This is a genomic window from Virgisporangium aurantiacum (assembly GCF_016863635.1).
GTDB lineage: Bacteria > Actinomycetota > Actinomycetes > Mycobacteriales > Micromonosporaceae > Virgisporangium > Virgisporangium aurantiacum.
The window spans coordinates 1-16,329 of sequence record NZ_BOPG01000090.1 but is presented as its reverse complement, the minus strand read 5'-3'; the positions used below and the strand labels follow the sequence as shown (position 1 = coordinate 16,329).

General features: G+C 75.6%; 4 protein-coding genes. All 4 read left to right on the top strand.

Going from position 1 to position 16,329, the window contains the following annotated elements; translation table 11 throughout:
* The first annotated feature begins 30 nt into the window (after positions 1-30).
* Positions 31-2,388 carry a lantibiotic dehydratase gene (locus Vau01_RS53485; protein ID WP_204009306.1) on the top strand — a complete coding sequence of 786 codons (2,358 nt, stop codon included), beginning with the start codon at positions 31-33 and terminating at the stop codon, positions 2,386-2,388.
* The gene (locus Vau01_RS53480) at positions 2,385-5,873 is read left to right on the top strand and encodes a non-ribosomal peptide synthetase (RefSeq protein ID WP_204009305.1); all 3,489 of its coding nucleotides are present in this window, start codon (positions 2,385-2,387) and stop codon (positions 5,871-5,873) included. Before Vau01_RS53485 ends, Vau01_RS53480 begins: the two co-directional genes overlap by 4 nt.
* A gap of 19 nt (positions 5,874-5,892) precedes the next feature.
* Positions 5,893-11,442, top strand: a complete 5,550-nt coding sequence (locus Vau01_RS53475; RefSeq protein ID WP_204009304.1) for a type I polyketide synthase — start codon at positions 5,893-5,895, stop codon at positions 11,440-11,442.
* The coding region (locus Vau01_RS53470; protein ID WP_204009302.1) for a non-ribosomal peptide synthetase at positions 11,439-16,329 on the top strand (4,891 nt) is incomplete at its 3' end. The genes Vau01_RS53475 and Vau01_RS53470, both read left to right, overlap by 4 nt.

Below are 16,329 nucleotides of genomic sequence, written 5' to 3'. Positions count from 1 at the left end.
ACCGGAACAGACCCACGGGGGTGGTCGACGATGCCTGCTGCCAATGACCCGATCGAGCTGCCCGGAACGGGGTGGCGGATCTGGCCCGACGCGTTGCTGCGCACGACCGGCTTCCCGGCCGACGGGCTGCAGCGGCTGGCCGCGCCCGACGCGGCGGCCGCCGCCGACGCCCACCTCGCCGGCGCCCTCGACGAGGCCGGCTTCACCGACGCCTTCGCCAAGGCGGCCGCCGACGCCAGCCGCGAGTTGTACGAGATCGCCGGCGATCCCCGGTTCGTCGAGGCGATCACCTGGCAGAACACCAACGTGCTGCACGCCCTCGACGGGCTGCGCGCCGACGGACCGGACGGGCGGCGCAACTACAAGCGCCGCAACCGCGAGGAGATCGTGGCGCGGTACTGGCAGCGGTACTGCGCCAAGAACGACACCATCGGCTTCTTCGGGCCGATGTGCTGGGTGACGATCGACGGTGCCGGTCCCGCCGTGTCGGGCGGGCCGGGCCCGGGGTTCCTCACCGACCGCCGGGTGTACCTCGAACGCTGGGCGCTGGCCGCGTACGCCGAGCGTCTCGCCGCCGACCCCCGCGTCCGGCCGTGGCTGCCGGTGGTGCTGGAACCGCACCTGTTGCTGTGCGGGCGGGAGGTGCGCCGGCCGGTCCATCCGCCGCTGCCGCTGTCGGCCGCCGAGGCCGCGGCGCTCGCGGCCCTCCCGCGGCCGCGCCGGGCCGTCGACCTGGCCGACGACCTCGTCGCCGACGCCGGCAGCGGGCTGCGCAAGCCCGCCGACGTGTACCTCCTGCTGGACCGGCTGGTGGAGCGGGGAATCCTGCGGTGGGGCGCCGACCTGCCGATGGATCTCTCCGCCGGCACGGTGCTGCGGGCGGTGGTCGAGGACGTCGGCGACCCGGCACTGCGCCGGGAGTGCGTCGACGGGCTCGACCGGCTGGAGGCGGCCCGCGACGCGGTCGCCGCGGCGGCCGGTGAGCCGGCCGAACTGCGGGCGGCGCTCGCGGCCCTCGACGGGGAGTTCGCGGCGGTCGTCGGCACGACGCTGCGCCACGGCGCCGGCGAGACGTACGCGGGCCGGGCGCTCTGCCACGAGGACACCGTGCGGGACCTGAACATCACGTTCGGCGGGGACCTGCTGGCGGCGATCGCGCCGGCGCTGGACATCCTGCTGCGGGCCGCCCGGTGGCTCACCGCCGCGATCGCCGAGGCCTACGAGAGCGCGTTCCGCCAGGTGTACGAGGACCTGTGCGACGACCTCGGCACCCGCGAGGTTCCGTTCGGCGACCTCCGCTACCTGGCGTACGGCCTGCTGTTCGGCGCCGACCGGCCGGTCTCCGCGGTCACCGAGGAACTGGCCCGCCGCTGGGCCGGGGTGTTCGACCTGGCCGACGTCGCGCCCGGCACCCGCCGGCTCACGGTCGCGAGCGCCGACCTGGTCGAGCGGGTCGGCGCCGCGTTCCCGGCCGACCGGCCCGGCTGGTCCTACGGCCGGCTGCACAGCCCCGACCTGCAGATCGCCGCGCCGAGCCTGGCCGCGCTGGCGCGCGGCGAGTTCACCGTGGTCCTCGGCGAGCTGCACGCCGCGTGCCTCACCTGCAGCAGCGCCATCTGGATGACCAGTCATCCGGATCCCGAGGCGCTGCGCCGCACCGTCGACCGTGACCTCGGCGCCGGCCGGGTGAAGTCGCTGTTCCCGGAGAACTTCCCGCGGCTGACCGCCCGGATCGCCGACCTGGCCTGGTCCGACCGGACCTGGCAACTGGCGTACGAGCCGGCGCCCGGCGCCGACCCCGACCGGCTGATTCCCGCCACCGCCCTCACGGTGTCCGATGTGGACGGTCGGCTCGTCGCCCGCCGGGCCGACGGCGCGACCTGGCCGCTGATCGAGCTGTTCGGCGAGTTCCTGTCGATCCACGCCTCCGACGCGTTCAAGCTGGTCTCGGCGGGCGCGCACACGCCGCGCATCACGGTCGACCGGTTCACCGTGGCGCGGGAGACGTGGCGGTGCACGGTCGGCGAGACCGGCCTGGCGGCCGCGAAGGGCTACCAGGGCCTGTACCTGGCGGCCCGGCGCTGGCGGGCCGCGCTCGGGCTGCCGGAGCGGGTCTTCGTCCGGCTCGGCACCGAGATCAAGCCGACCTACCTCGACTTCACGAGCCCGGCGCTGGTGTCGTCGTTCGGCAACATGGTTCGCCGCGCGCGGGCCGACGGCGGCGACGACGTGTCGGTGGTGCTGACCGAGCTGCTGCCCACCCCGGAGGACACCTGGGTGCCCGACGCCGACGGCCGGCGGTACTACTCCGAGCTGCGGATGACGATCCGGGATCCGGTGGCGGCGCCCGGTTCCCTTCCGGAGCCCGGCGAGCGGGGTCAGCGGTGACCACCGTTCCCGGACTGATTCTCGCGCGGGCGCGGAGCGCCCCCGATGCGGTGGCACTCCGGCAGTGGGACCGCGAGGTGACCTACGGACAGCTCGCCGCCGCCGTCGGCGCGCTCGCCGGAACCCTGCGCGGGCTGGGCGTCGGCCCGGGGACGACGGTCGGCGTGTGCGGCCGCCGCCGCCCGGAGACCGTGGTCGCGATGCTCGGCGTGATGGCCGCCGGCGGGGCGTACGTGCCGCTCGACCCGACCCACCCGCGTCGGCGGCTGCTGGCCACGCTCGACGACGCGGGCACCCGCCTGGTCGTCGTCGACAGCGACGGCCGCGGGCTGCTCGCCGACGCCGGGGCGGGCCTGGAACTGGTGCCGGTTCCGGTGGTGGGCCAGGCATCCACGGAGACCGGCGACGATTCGGCGGGCGCTGACGATCCGGCGTACGTCATGTACACGTCCGGGTCGACCGGCGTTCCCAAGGGCGTCGTGGTGACCCACCGGGCGGTCACCGCGTTCTGCGTCGCCACCGCCGCCGGCTGGGATGTCGACGAGGGGACGACCGCGCTCGCGGTGGCGTCGTTCGGCTTCGACGTCAGCGTGCTGGACGTGTTCGTGCCGCTCGCCGCCGGCGGAACGGTCGCGCTGGTCCCGGAGTCCGACCGGGTCGATCCCGGGCGCCTCGGTCGGTTCGCCGCCGCGCACCGGCCGACCTGGGCGTGCCTGCCGGTGTCGCTGCTGCCGCTGCTCGACCCGGCCGACTTCGCCGACGTGCGGGTGCTGATCGCCGGCGCCGAACCGCCGCCGCCCGACCAGGTCGAGCGCTGGGCCGGCCCGGCCGATGCGCCGGTGCGCCGCTTCGCCAACGCGTACGGGCCCACCGAGGCCACCGTCATGGTGACCACGTTCGAGACGGCGGGGCACTGGGACCGTCCGCTGCCGATCGGGCGCGCGCTGCCCGGCCATCGCCTGCACGTGGTCGACGGCGACCTGCGGCCCGTGCCGCCGGGCACGCCGGGCGAGTTGCTGATCGGCGGCGTGGGGCTGGCGCGCGGCTACCTCGGCCGGCCCGACCTCACCGCCGAACGCTTCATCCCGGACCCGTTTTCCGGCCGGCCCGACAACCGGCTGTACCGCACCGGCGACCTCGTCGTCGAGGAGGACGGCGACCTGCGCTTCCTCGGCCGCGTCGACCGGCAGGTCAAGGTGCGCGGGCAGCGGGTCGAACCGGGTGAGATCGAGGCGGTGCTGGCCGCCCGGTCGGGGGTGCGGCAGGTGTCGGTCGAGCCGGTGTCCGGCGCGGACGGCACCCGCCTCGTCGCGTTCGTGGCGCTCGACGATTCGTCCCTCGACGCCGCGGCCCTGCGCGAGCACTGCGCGGCCGCGCTGCCGGCCGCGATGGTGCCGTCCCGGTTCGTGCCGGTGGACGCGTTGCCGCTCAACGCCTCCGGCAAGGTCGATCGGGCCGCCCTGCGCGAGCTCGCGACCGTCCACAGTGGACCCGAGGAGATCGACGCCTTCCGGCCGGCCGGCGAGGAACAGGCCGTCCTCGCCCGCGCCTGGGCCGACGTCCTCGGGGTCGCGGTCCGCTCCGGACACGACGACTTCTTCGACGCCGGCGGGCACTCCATCGCCGCGATGCGCCTGGTCGCCCGGCTGCGGGCCGACCTCGACCGGGAGATCGAGATCGAGGACGTGCTGGCGGGCCGCACCGTCGCCGGCATCGCCGCCCGGTTGGCCGGTGCGGCGGCGGCCGGACCGGAGCCGGGACGCGGTGCGCCGGCCGCCCTGTCGCCGGCGCAGCAACGGCTGTGGTTCCTCGACCGGTTCGCCCCGGACGCCACCGCCTACAACATCTCGATGGCCGAACGGATCCGCGGCCCGCTCGACACCGCGGCGCTGGCGGCGGCGCTCACCGCCGTCGCGGCCCGGCACGAGGTGCTGCGCTGGCGGATCCCGGACGCCGACGGCACCCCGTACGCGGCCGTCGACCCGCCCGGGCCGGTGCCGCTGCCGGTCGACGACGTCGGCGCCGGTGACGTCCAGGCGCGGCTCGACGCCGAGGCCGGCGTCCCGTTCGACCTGGCCACCGGTCCGCTGTGGCGGGCCCGGCTGCTCCGCGTCGCGCCCGACGACCACGTGCTGACCGTGACCGCCCACCACGCCGTGTTCGACGGCTGGTCGCAGGACCTGCTCTACCGCGACCTGGCCGCCGCGTACACGGCTGTATTGGCGGGCCGCGACACGCCATTGCCGCCGGCCGCCGCCGGGTACGCCGACTACGTCGCCTGGCGCGCGGCCCGCCACGCGCGCCGCGCCGACAGCGACCTGGCCTGGTGGCTGGCCCACCTGGACGGCGCACCGACCACTGTGGACCTTCCGCGGGACCGGCCGCGCCCGGCCGCCCAGTCGTTCCGGGGAACGCTGACCGGCGGCGAGCTGACGGTGGAGGCCTCCGACGCGCTGCGCCGGCTCGCCCGCGGCGTGTCGGCGACGCCGTCGGCCGTGCTGCTCGCCGCGCTCGGCCAACTCGTCGGCCGCCTGGTGGGCCGCGACGACCTGGTGCTCGGCACCCCGGCCGTCGACCGGCGGCACGCCGCGTTCCTCGACCTCGTCGGCTTCTTCGTGGAGATCATGCCGCTGCGGCTGCGGCTGCGCCCCGAAGCCGGGTTCACCGCGCACGTCCGGGCGGCCCGCGACGAACTGCTCGACGCTCTCGCGCACCCGGAGGCCCCGCTGGAGCGGCTGGTCGGCGCGCTGCGGCTGGGCGGCGACGCGGCCCGCAACCCGCTCGCGCAGGTGCTGTTCAACGCGTACAACTTCACCGCGCCCGCGCTGGTGCTGCCCGGCCTCGACGTCACACCGATGCACCCGGGCGTGCCCGGTTCGCCGTTCGACCTGACGCTGTACGCCATCGAGGTCGGCGGCCGGTTCCGCATCGACGTCGTCTACAACGAGGACCTGTACGACGCCGCCCGCGCGGAGGGGTTCGCCGCCGCGTTCCGGTACCTGCTGGAGCGGCTGCTCGCCGACCCGGAGCGGCCGGTCGGCGAGGTCGACCTCGGGCCGTACGCCGGGTTGCGCGAGGGCCTGGCCGGCGGGCCCGGCTCCGTCGTGGGCGCGCCGGTCGCGCCGGTCGCGCCGCGGCCGGCCGCCGGGTCGGCCAGGTACGCGCTGACGACGACGGAGAGCCGCATCGCCGAGGTGTGGCGGGACGTCCTGGACCGGGACGACTTCTCGCCGACCGACAACTTCTTCGACATCGGCGGCAGGTCCCTGCTGCTCGTCGCCGTCCAGCGCCGCCTCAACCACCTGTTCGGCCGGGACCTGCGCGTGGTCGACCTGTTCCGGCACACCAACGTCCGCGCGCTCGCCGCCCACCTGGACGGCGCCGCGGGCACACCCGACCTCGACCGGGCCGCCGCACGGGGTGCGGCCCGGCGTCACCGCGGCCGGGGCCGCGCCACCCGCCGGCCCGACGCGGAACAGCAATGAGGAACCGAGGAGGTCACCGATGACCAACTACGCGGAGGCGGAACCGGAGGGCGTGGAGCCCGTCGCCATCGTCGGGATGGCGTGCCGGCTGCCCGGCGCGGCCGACGTGGAGGAGCTGTGGCGGAACCTCGTCGACGGCGTGGTCCCGATGCGGACGCTGAGCCGGGACGAGCTACTCGCGGCCGGCGTGGCCGCCGACGTCGCCGACGATCCCGCCTACGTGCCGGTGACCTACCCGCTCGACGAGATGGAGTCGTTCGACCACGACCTCTTCGGGATGTCGCGGCGGGAGGCGACGTTCGCCGATCCGCAGATCCGCCTGTTCATCGAGCTGGCCCACAGCGCGCTGGAGCACGCCGGCTACGACCCGCGCAGCTACGCCGGCGACATCGGCGTCTACGGCGGCGCGGGAACGGGCAAGTACCTGTGGGGTCACCTGTACCGCAACCGCCGGTTGATGGAGCTGGCCGTCGACACGCTGGGCATGTCGACGGCGAACCTGCCCGACTTCGTGACCACCACGACCTCGTACCGGTTGGGCCTGCGCGGGCCGAGCGTCAACGTCTACACGGCGTGCTCGACGTCGCTGGTCGCGCTGCACCTGGCCTGTGAGGCGCTGCGCGCCGGCGAGTGCGAGCTGGCGCTGGCCGGCGGGACGTCGGTGGAGCTGCCGCACAACGTGGGCTACACCCACTCCGAGGGCAGCGTGGAGTCCGCCGACGGCCGCTGCCGCCCCTTCGACGCCGGCGCCACCGGCACGGTGTGGGCGTCCGGCGGGGCGATGGTGCTGCTCAAGCGGTTGTCCGACGCGGTGGCCGACGGCGACCCCGTGCACGCGGTGGTGCTCGGCAACGCGATCAACAACGACGGCGCGGCGAAGATCGGATTCAGCGCGCCCAGCGTCGACGGGCAGTCGGCGGCGATCGCCGCCGCGCTCGGCGCCGCCGGGGTCGACCCGCGCACCGTCAGCTACATCGAGGCGCACGGCACCGGCACGGCGCTCGGCGACCCGATCGAGGTGGCGGCGCTCAGCGCGGTCTACGGCCGGAACACCGACGAGACCGGCTGGTGCGGCCTCGGCTCGCTGAAGTCGAACATGGGGCACCTGAGCCAGGCGGCGGGCGTGGCCGGCGTCATCAAGACCGCCCTGGCGCTCGGCCGGGGGCTGATCCCGCCCAGCGTCGGCTTCGAGTCGCCGAACCCGGCCATCGACTTCGCGTCGAGCCCGTTCTACGTCAACACCACACTGTCCAAGTGGGACACCGGGCCGACGCCGCGTCGCGCCGCGGTCAGCTCGTTCGGCATCGGTGGCACCAACGCGCACGTCGTGCTGGAGGAGCCGCCGGCGCGGGTGCGGACGCCGTCGACCCGGTCGGCGCACGTGGTGCAGGTGTCGGCCCGCACGCCGGAGGCGCTAGCCGCCGCGGTGGACCGGCTCGCCGGTCACCTCGCCGAGCACCCGGACCTCGACCTGGCCGACGTCGCGCACACCCTGCGCGCCGGGCGCCGGGCGTACGTCCACCGGACCGCCGTGGTGGCGCGCGACACCGTGGACGCCGCGGGGGCGCTCGCCGCGCCCCGGCGCAGCCTCACCGGCGCCGGCAACCATCTGCCGCCGAACGTGGTGTGGCTGTTCTCCGGCCAGGGGAGCCAGTACGCCGGCATGGGTGCCGAGCTGTACCGCGCCGAGCCGGTGTTCCGGTCCACAGTGGACGAATGCGCCGACGTGCTGGGCGACGGGCTCGGCACCGACCTGCGCGAGCTGATCTTCGCCACCGGGCCGGCGGCCGACGAGCGGCTGCGGCACACCGGCCTCACCCAGCCGGCCCTGTTCACGGTGGAGTACGCCCTCGCCCGGCTGTGGTGGTCCTGGGGCGTCGTGCCGAACGCGATGGTCGGCCACTCGATCGGCGAGTACGTCGCCGCGACCGTCGCCGGCGTGTTCGCCGCGCCGGATGCGCTGCGGCTGGTCGCCACCCGGGGGCGGCTGATGCAGGCGCTGCCGGCCGGCTCGATGCTCGCCGTCCAGCTGGCCGAGGACGAGCTCGCCGGGCGGCTGCCGGCGGGTCTGGCGATCGCCGTGGTCAACGGTCCCGGTGCCTGCGTGGTGTCCGGGCCGACGGACGAGCTCGACGCGTTCGCCGCCGAGCTGACCGCCGCCCGCGTCAGCAGCCGGGCGCTGCGCACGTCGCACGCGTTCCACTCGCCGATGATGGAGCCGATCCTGGCGGCGTTCACGGCCGCCGTGGCCGACACGCCCCGGTCGGCGCCGGTGCTTCCGTTCCTGTCCAACGTCACCGGTGACTGGATCACCACCGAGGCTGCGACCGACCCGTCCTACTGGGCCGGGCAGTTGCGCGGGACGGTCCGGTTCGGTGACAGCGTGGCGCGGCTGGTCGGGACCGGCGACGAGTGGGCGTTCGTGGAACTCGGGCCGGGCCGCCAACTGGCCGGGCTCACCCGGATGCAGACCGCGAAGACGACCCCGGTCCTCCCGACGATCCCGGGCCGCGGCGAGAAGGGCGACCCGCTCGCCACCTGCTACACCGCCGCGGCGCACCTGTGGGCCCACGGCGTGGACCTCGACCCGCGGGCGCTCGGCGAGCGGGCCCAGCGCGTCCCGCTGCCCGGTTACCCGTACCAGCGGGTGCGCTGCTGGGTCGAGCCCGACATGGAGCTGGTGCCGGCCGGTCAGGCCGCCCCGGTGGTCCGGCCGGCCCCGGCCGACGCGACCCGGCGGGAGATCGACGAGTGGATCCAGGCGCCGGTCTGGCGTCAGCTCGCGCCCCGGGCCGTGGCGGACCCGGCACCGCGCTGCCTGGCGTTCACCGCCGGCCCCCGCGGCGACCGCCTGGTCGACGCCCTGCGGGCGGCCGGCACGGAGGTGGTCGAGGTGCGCCCCGGTGACGCGTTCGCGGCGGACGCCGACGGGTACCGGCTGCGGCCGGCCGCGCCCGAGGACTACGTGCGGCTCGCCGGGGCCGGCGTCCCGGAGCGGGTCGTGCACGCCTGGGCCCTCGACGCCCGCGACAGCCAGGACACCGTCTTCTTCAGCCTGCTGCACCTGGTGCAGGCGGCGATCGCGGCCGGCGCGACGGGTGACGCGCGGGTGCACGTCGACGCGGTCACCGCGGGCGCGTACGAGGTCGTCGGCGGGGATGCCGTCGACCCGGCGGGCGCCACCGTGGCCGGGATCGCGCTCACGGCGGGGCACGAGTCGGGTTCGGTGACCGTCCGCCACGTCGACATCGACGCCGATGCCGACATCGGCGCCGACCTGACCGCGCCCGCCGCCCGCCGGCTGTGCGACGCGCTGTGGCGCGACCCGGCCGACGAACCGGACCGTCCACTGGCGCTGCGCCGCGGCCGGGCCTGGGTCCGCGACTTCGAACCGGTCACCGTGCCGGACCCCGGGCACGCCGGGCACCTGCGCGACAACGGCGTCTACCTGATCACCGGCGGGCTCGGCGCGCTGGGCCTGGCGATCGCCGACGATCTGGCCGTCCGGGTCTCGGCCCGGCTGGTGCTCGTCGGGCGGGCCGGCCTGCCGCCGCGCGCGGAGTGGGACGGCCCGCTCGGCCGGCGCGCCGCCCGCGCCGTCGAGGCGGTGCGCCGGATGGAGGCGGCCGGCGCGCAGGTGCTCGCCGTCGCCGCCGACGTGTCCGACGCCGGCGACCTACGGCGGGTGCGCGAGGAGACGCTGGCCAGGTTCGGCCGGCTCGACGGCATCGTGCACGCGGCCGGCGTCCCCGGCAGCGGCATGATCGAGGCCCGCAGCCGGGATGACGCGCTGGCCGTGCTCGCCCCGAAGGTCGCCGGCACGCTCGCCCTGCGCGCGGTGTTCGGCGACCTGCCGATGGACTTCGTGGCGCTGTTCTCGTCGCTGGCCGCCGTGCTGCCGAGCATCGGCGACGTCGACTACATCGGCGCGAACGCGTTCCTCGACGCCGAGGCGGCCGTCAGCGCGGGTCCCGCCGGCGGGTGGGCGGCGCCGGTGCGGTCGCTGGGTTGGTGCGGCTGGCGCGACATCGGCATGGCGGCCGAAGCCGCCGGCCTTCGTGCGGACCCGGACGGGGACGCGGCGACCGGTGGGACGCCGATCGACCATCCGGTGCTGACCGTGCTGCACCCGGCCCGGCCGGGCCGGCCCGCGTACTGCGCCGGCACCGTGTCGGCCGGCACCCACTGGGTGCTCGACGAGCACCGCCTCACCGGCACGCCCGTCCTGCCCGGCACCGGGCAGCTGGAGCTGGTCCGGGCGGCGGTGGCGGCCGTCGTTCCGGCGCCGGACGGGCGGCACGTGGTGGAGCTGCGCGACGTCGCCTTCGTCCAGCCGTTCGCGGTGCCCGCGGGGTCCACCGCCGAGGTCCGGGTCGAGGTCGACGGCGCCGACGTCACGGTGGTGTCCATTGTGGACGGTGAGCGGCGGGTGCACACGTCCGGCACGGCCGCGTGGGTTCCGGTGGACGCCGACCCGGTCGACCTCGACGCGATCCGCCGGCGGTGCCCGGATCCGGCCGTGGTGGAGGTCGAGGGCGGGCGGATGCTCGCGTTCGGCCCGCGCTGGCACAGCGTCCGGGAGGCGTGGGCGGGATCCGGCGAGCAGCTCGTCGGCCTGACCGCGCCCGACGCCGCCCTCGCCGACCTCGACCGCTGGCCGCTGCACCCGGCACTGCTCGACGTGGCGACGATGCCGGTCAGTGGGCCTGCCAATGGGCCGGAGGCGGGTCCGGCGGCGTTGCCGATCGGCTACGGCCGGCTGGTGGTGCACGACCGCATCCCGGCCCGGTCGTGGGCCCACCTGCGTGCGACGAGCGCCTCGACCGCACCGGGCGTCCGGTCGTTCGACCTGACCGTGGTCGCCGACGACGGGCGGGTGCTGGTCTCCGTCACCGATTTCATGTTGCGTCCGGTCGACCTCGCGGCCGTCACGACAACCGTGACCACACCCGCCGCCCCCGCGCCCTCGGCGCGGGCGGCGGCACAGATCGCGGCCGGCGACGACCTCGACTCCGTGATGATCTCGCCGGTCGACGCCGTGGAGGTGTTCCACCGGGCCATGTCCGCCGACCTCACCCCGCACGTGCTCATCGACCCGATCCCGTTCCGCGGCCGGCTGCGCCGCAGCACCGACAACGCCCGCCGGCTGCTCGCGCGGCTGCGCGGCGAGGAGACCGCGGCCGGCGAAGACACCGACGCCGGCAGCGACCCGCCCGCTGTCGTGGATCCCGACGACCTCGTCGCGGTGGTCGGCCGGGTCTGGGCGGACGTGCTCGACCTCGACGACGTCGACGTCGACGACGACTTCTTCGCCGTCGGCGGCAACTCGCTCGTCGCCATCCAGGTGCTCGCCCAGATCCGCAAGGCGACCGGCGTGCGGCTGCCGATGCGGGCGCTGTTCGACGCGCCGACCGTTGCCGGCGTGGCGGCCCGCGTCGCCGATCTGCGCGCGGCCAACGCGGTCCCGGATCCGGCGCCCGCACCGGAAGCCGCGCCCGAGCCGCAACCGGCGACAGCGCCCGCAGCCACCACGATTCCGCGGCTGGCGCGATCGAAGGGACAGGCATGATCGTCGACGCCGACGTCTTCCCGGCCTCGTTCGGCCAGGAGCGGCTGTGGTTCTTCCACCAGCTCGACCCGGACCTGCCGCTGTACCAGGTCCTCGCGCCCGTTCCGCTGCCGTTCCCGATCACGCCGGCGCAGGTGGCGGAGGCGGTGCGGCGGCTGGTGCGGCGGCACGAGACGCTGCGCACCGCGCTGGACACCCGCGACGGCACGCTGTTGCAGGTGGTGCGCGACGAGGTGCCGGTGTCGGTGACGCACCACGACCTGAGGGGCCTGCCGGCGCCGGAGCAGCGGCCCCGGGCGCGGGCCCTGATCACCGCCGACGCCGTGATCCCGTTCCGCCTCGACGAGGCGCCGCTGTGGCGGGCCCAGCTGATCGAGTACGGCGACGACGGCCGGTGGCTGCAGTTCACCCTGCACCACGCGATCGTCGACGGCCGGTCGGTGGCGGTGCTCATCACGGAGCTGACCGAGCTGTGCCGGGCGGTCGTCGAGGACCGCGAGCCGCGGCTGCCCGACCTGCCCATCCAGTACGGCGATTTCGCGGCGTGGCAACGCGACCAGCTCTCCGGCGGCGGCCTCGACGCCCAACTGGCGTACTGGGCCGAGCGGCTCGGTGACCTGCCGGCGCCGCTGGAACTGCCGGCCGACCGGGCCCGCCCGGCGAAGAAGACCTACGCCGGCGGCGAGCTGGTGTTCGACGTCCCGGTCGACACGGTCGACGCCCTGAACCGGCTGGCGCGGGGCGAGCGGGCCACGCCGTTCATGGTCGCGCTGGCCGCCTACGGAACGCTGCTGTCGCGGCTGTCGGGCCAGTCCGACATCCTGGTCGGCACCCCGATCGACCGGCGCGGCCTGCCGGAGCTGACCAACCTGATCGGGATGCTGGTGAACACCGTCGTGTTCCGGCTGGACCTGTCCGGCACGCCGACGTTCCGCGAGCTGGTCCGCCGCATCCGCCAGCTGGTGTTCGACGCGCTCGACAACGGCGACGTGCCGTTCGACCGGCTCGTGGAGCTGTACCAGCGCGACCGCGACCCCAGCCGGTCGCCGTTGTACCAGGCCGGATTCAATATGATCGAGATCCCCGAGCCGTCGCTGTCGAACGGCACGGCGAAGTTCGACATCCTGCTCGACCTGGCGGTGGTCGCGGAGGAGCGGCTGATCGGGCGGATCGAGTACTCCAGCGACCTGTTCGACCACGCGTCGGCCGAGGTGTTCGCCGCCCGGCTGCTGCGGTTGCTCGCCGGCGGTCTCGCCGCGCCGGACACGCCGATCGACGCACTGTCCATCATGGACGACGACGAGCGCGACCGGGTGCTCGCCGCGGGCCGGTCCGTCGTGACCGGGCCGGCGCCGGGCGGGCTGATCACCGACCGGTTCGACGCCGTGGTGGCCGCTCACCCGGACACCGTCGCGGTGCGCGACGCCGACGGCCGTCACCTCACCTACGCCGACCTCGACGCGCGGGCGAACCGGCTGGCCCACCGGCTGGTCGAGCTGGGCGTGCGGGTCGACAGCCGGGTCGCGCTGTGCTGCGCCACCGACGCCGACCTCGTGGTGGCCGCCCTCGGCGTCCTCAAGGCCGGCGGCTGCTACCTGCCGCTCGACCCCGACTACCCGCCGGACCGCCTCGCGTTCTTCCTCCGCGACACCGCCGCGGTGGCGGTCGTCGCGCACCGGCGGCTCACCGGCCGGTTGCCGGCCGACGGGCCGCCCGTGGTGGCCGTCGACGAGCCGTTGCCCGGCCCCGATTCGCCGCCCGCCGGCCGTGCGACGCCGTCGTCCCTGGCGTACGCGCTGTTCACGTCCGGCTCCACCGGGACGCCCAAGGCGGTGGCCGTCGAGCACCGCAACGTGCTGGCGTACCTCGACGGGCTCGCCGCGGTGATCGACCAGCGACCCGGCGACGGGTACGCGATGCTGCAGCCGCTCACGTTCGACTTCTGCGTCACGATGTTCTACGGCGCGCTGCTGTCCGGCGGAACGCTGCACCTCGCCCCGCGCGATCTCGCCGCCGACGCCGGGTTCGTCGCGCAGCTCGTCCGAGAGGCGCCGGTCGACCACCTGAAGATCACGCCGTCGCACCTGGCGGCGCTGCGGGCCGCCGTCAGCGACCCGGCCGAGCTGATGCCCCGGCGCACGCTGCTGCTCGGCGGCGAGTCGTCGCGGTGGAGCTGGTTCGCCGACCTCCGCGCCACTCCCGGCCCGGCGGTCGTCGTCAACCACTACGGGCCCACCGAGACCACCGTCGGCGTGCTCGCGCTGCCCGGTGACCGGACGCCGCGGCGGTCCACCGTGACCACGCCGATCGGCTGGCCGCTGGCGCACGCCGTGACGTACGTGCTCGACGACCGCCGGCAGCCCGTACCGGACGGCGTCGTCGGCGAGCTGTGGGTCGGCGGCCCGCAGGTGACCCGGGGCTACCTCGGCCGGGCCGACCTCACCGCCGAACGCTTCGTACCGGACCCGTTCTCCGGGCGTCGCGACGACCGGATGTACCGCACCGGCGACCGGGTCCGCCGGTTGCCCGACGGCGCGGTGGAGTTCCTCGGCCGCGTCGACGACCAGGTGAAGGTCCGCGGCTACCGGATCGAGGTGAACGAGGTCCGGCTGGCGCTGGCGACCCACCCGCACGTCGACGACTGCGCCGTGGTGGTGCGCGGCGAACAGCTCGTCGGGTACGTGGTGCCGGACCGACGGGCCGCCGTGGACCTGGCGGCCGTGCGGGCGCACCTGGCCGGGCGGCTGCCCGAGTTCATGGTGCCGACGACGTTCGTGGTGCTCGACGAGCTGCCGCTCACCCCGCACGGCAAGCTCGACCGCCGGCGCCTGCCCGAGCCCGGCGGCACCGCCCAGCGGGAGCCGGAAACCCTTGACACCCCGCAGACCGCGACCGAGGAGACGGTGGCCGCGCTGTTCGGCCGGCTGCTGGACCGCGAGAACGTGGGCCGCACCGACAGCTTCTTCGCCCTCGGCGGCCACTCCCTGCTCGCCACCCAGCTCGTCAGCCGGCTCCGGGCCACGTTCGACCGCCCGATCGCGCTGCGTGCCGTCTTCGAGCGGCCCACCGTGGCCGACCTGGCCCGCGCGATCGAGGAGACCGCGCGCAAGGGGAGCCGGCGGCTGCCGCAGATCTCGCCGGTGCCGCGCGACCCGGCGCCTGTCGCCTCCTACGGCCAGACCCGGCTGTGGTTCCTCGACCAGCTGGAGCAGGCCGGCCAGCTGTACAACACCAACCTCCGGCTGCGCCTGACCGGCCCGATCGACGCCGTGGCGCTGCGCCGGGCGCTCACCGGGATCGTCGACCGGCACGAGGTGCTGCGCACCCGCCTCGTCCGCGACGGCGGCCGGGTGGTGCAGGTCGTCGTCGACACCGACCTGCCGTTCGCCGAGCTGGAGCTGTCCGATGTGGACGGTCCCGACCGCGACGGCCGGCTCGCCGACGCGCTGGCCGCGCACGGCGACCGCGGCTTCGACCTCGCCGCCGAGCCGCCGCTCCGGGCGCTGTTCGTGCGGCTGGCACCCGAACTGCACGAGCTGCTGGTCACCATCCACCACGCGGCGACCGACGCCTGGTCGGCCGGCATCCTCGTGCGCGAACTGCGCGCGCTGTACGCCGCGTTCCGCGACGGTTCTCCGGATTCGCCGCTGCCGCCGCTGCCGGTGCAGTACGCCGACTTCGCGGTGTGGCAGCGGGAGCTGGTCGAGTCGCGGCTGCGGGCCACCCAGCTCGCCTATTGGCGTCGGCAGCTCGACGGTGCGCCGTCGCGGCTGCCGCTGCCCACCGACCGGCCGGCCCCGGCCCGGCGCACGTACGAGGGCGGCCACGTCCCGCTGGAGTTGCCCGTCGGCGTCGCCGACCGGCTGCGCACCCTCGGCGCCGACCACGACGCGACGCTGTTCATGGTGCTGCTCGCGGCGTTCTACGCGCTGCTGGCCCGGCACAGCGACGCCACCGACCTCGTCGTCGGCACCCCGGCGGCGAACCGGCCCCGGCCCGAGGTCGAGTCGATGATCGGCTTCTTCCTCAACACGCTCGTCCTGCGGGTGGACGCCGGCGGCGACCCGACGTTCGTCGAGCTGGTCGACCGGGTCCGCCGCACGACGCTGGACGCCTACGGCAACGCGGACGTGCCGTTCGAGGCGCTCGTCGAGGAGTTGCAGCCGGAGCGCGACCTGGGCGGGACCCCGCTGGTGCCGGTGCTGTTCACGCTCGAGGACACCGAACGGGAGACCGGCGAGGTCGGCGACGCCACCATCACCTGGGCGCCGATGGGCACGTCGCTGTCGCGGTTCGACGTGTCGCTGTTCCTGTGGCGCCGGGCGGGCAACCTCACCGGCGCCCTGGAGTACCGCACCGACCTGTTCGACCGGGAGACCGTCGAACGGCTCGGCCACGACTTCACCCGCCTGGTGACGGAGGCCGCGGCCGACCCCGGCCGGCCGCTGTCCCGGCTCGCCCCACTGTCCACCGAGGACAATGCGGTCGTCGACGCGGCGTCGCGCGGCCCGGTACGGGAGTACCCGCCGCTGCTGCCGATCCGGTACGCGCCGGAGTCGGTGGTCGTCGACGAGAACGGCGTCGAGGTGACGGGCACCGCGTTCGCCGCGCGCGTCGACGGCCTCGCGGCGCGGCTCGTCCAGGCCGGCGTCGGCGTGGGATCGCCGGTGGGCATCAGCCTGCCGCGCGGGATCGACCTGCTCGTCGCCGTCCACGCGGTGCTGCGCGCCGGCGGCGCGTTCGTGTCGCTGGAGCCGGACTTCCCGGACGGCCGCCTGCGCGACATGGCGTCGCGCGCCGGCGTCGACGTGGTCGTCACCGACAACGCTCCACTGTGGACGGACCGGGTGGTGGTGTCGGCGGCCGAGTCGGCTTCCGGTGTGGACC

Coding starts and splice junctions, on each gene's coding strand:
- Vau01_RS53485 (WP_204009306.1), top strand. CDS start 31: ATGCCTGCTGCCAATGACCCGATCGAGCTGCCCGGAACGGGGTGGCGG.
- Vau01_RS53475 (WP_204009304.1), top strand. CDS start 5,893: ATGACCAACTACGCGGAGGCGGAACCGGAGGGCGTGGAGCCCGTCGCC.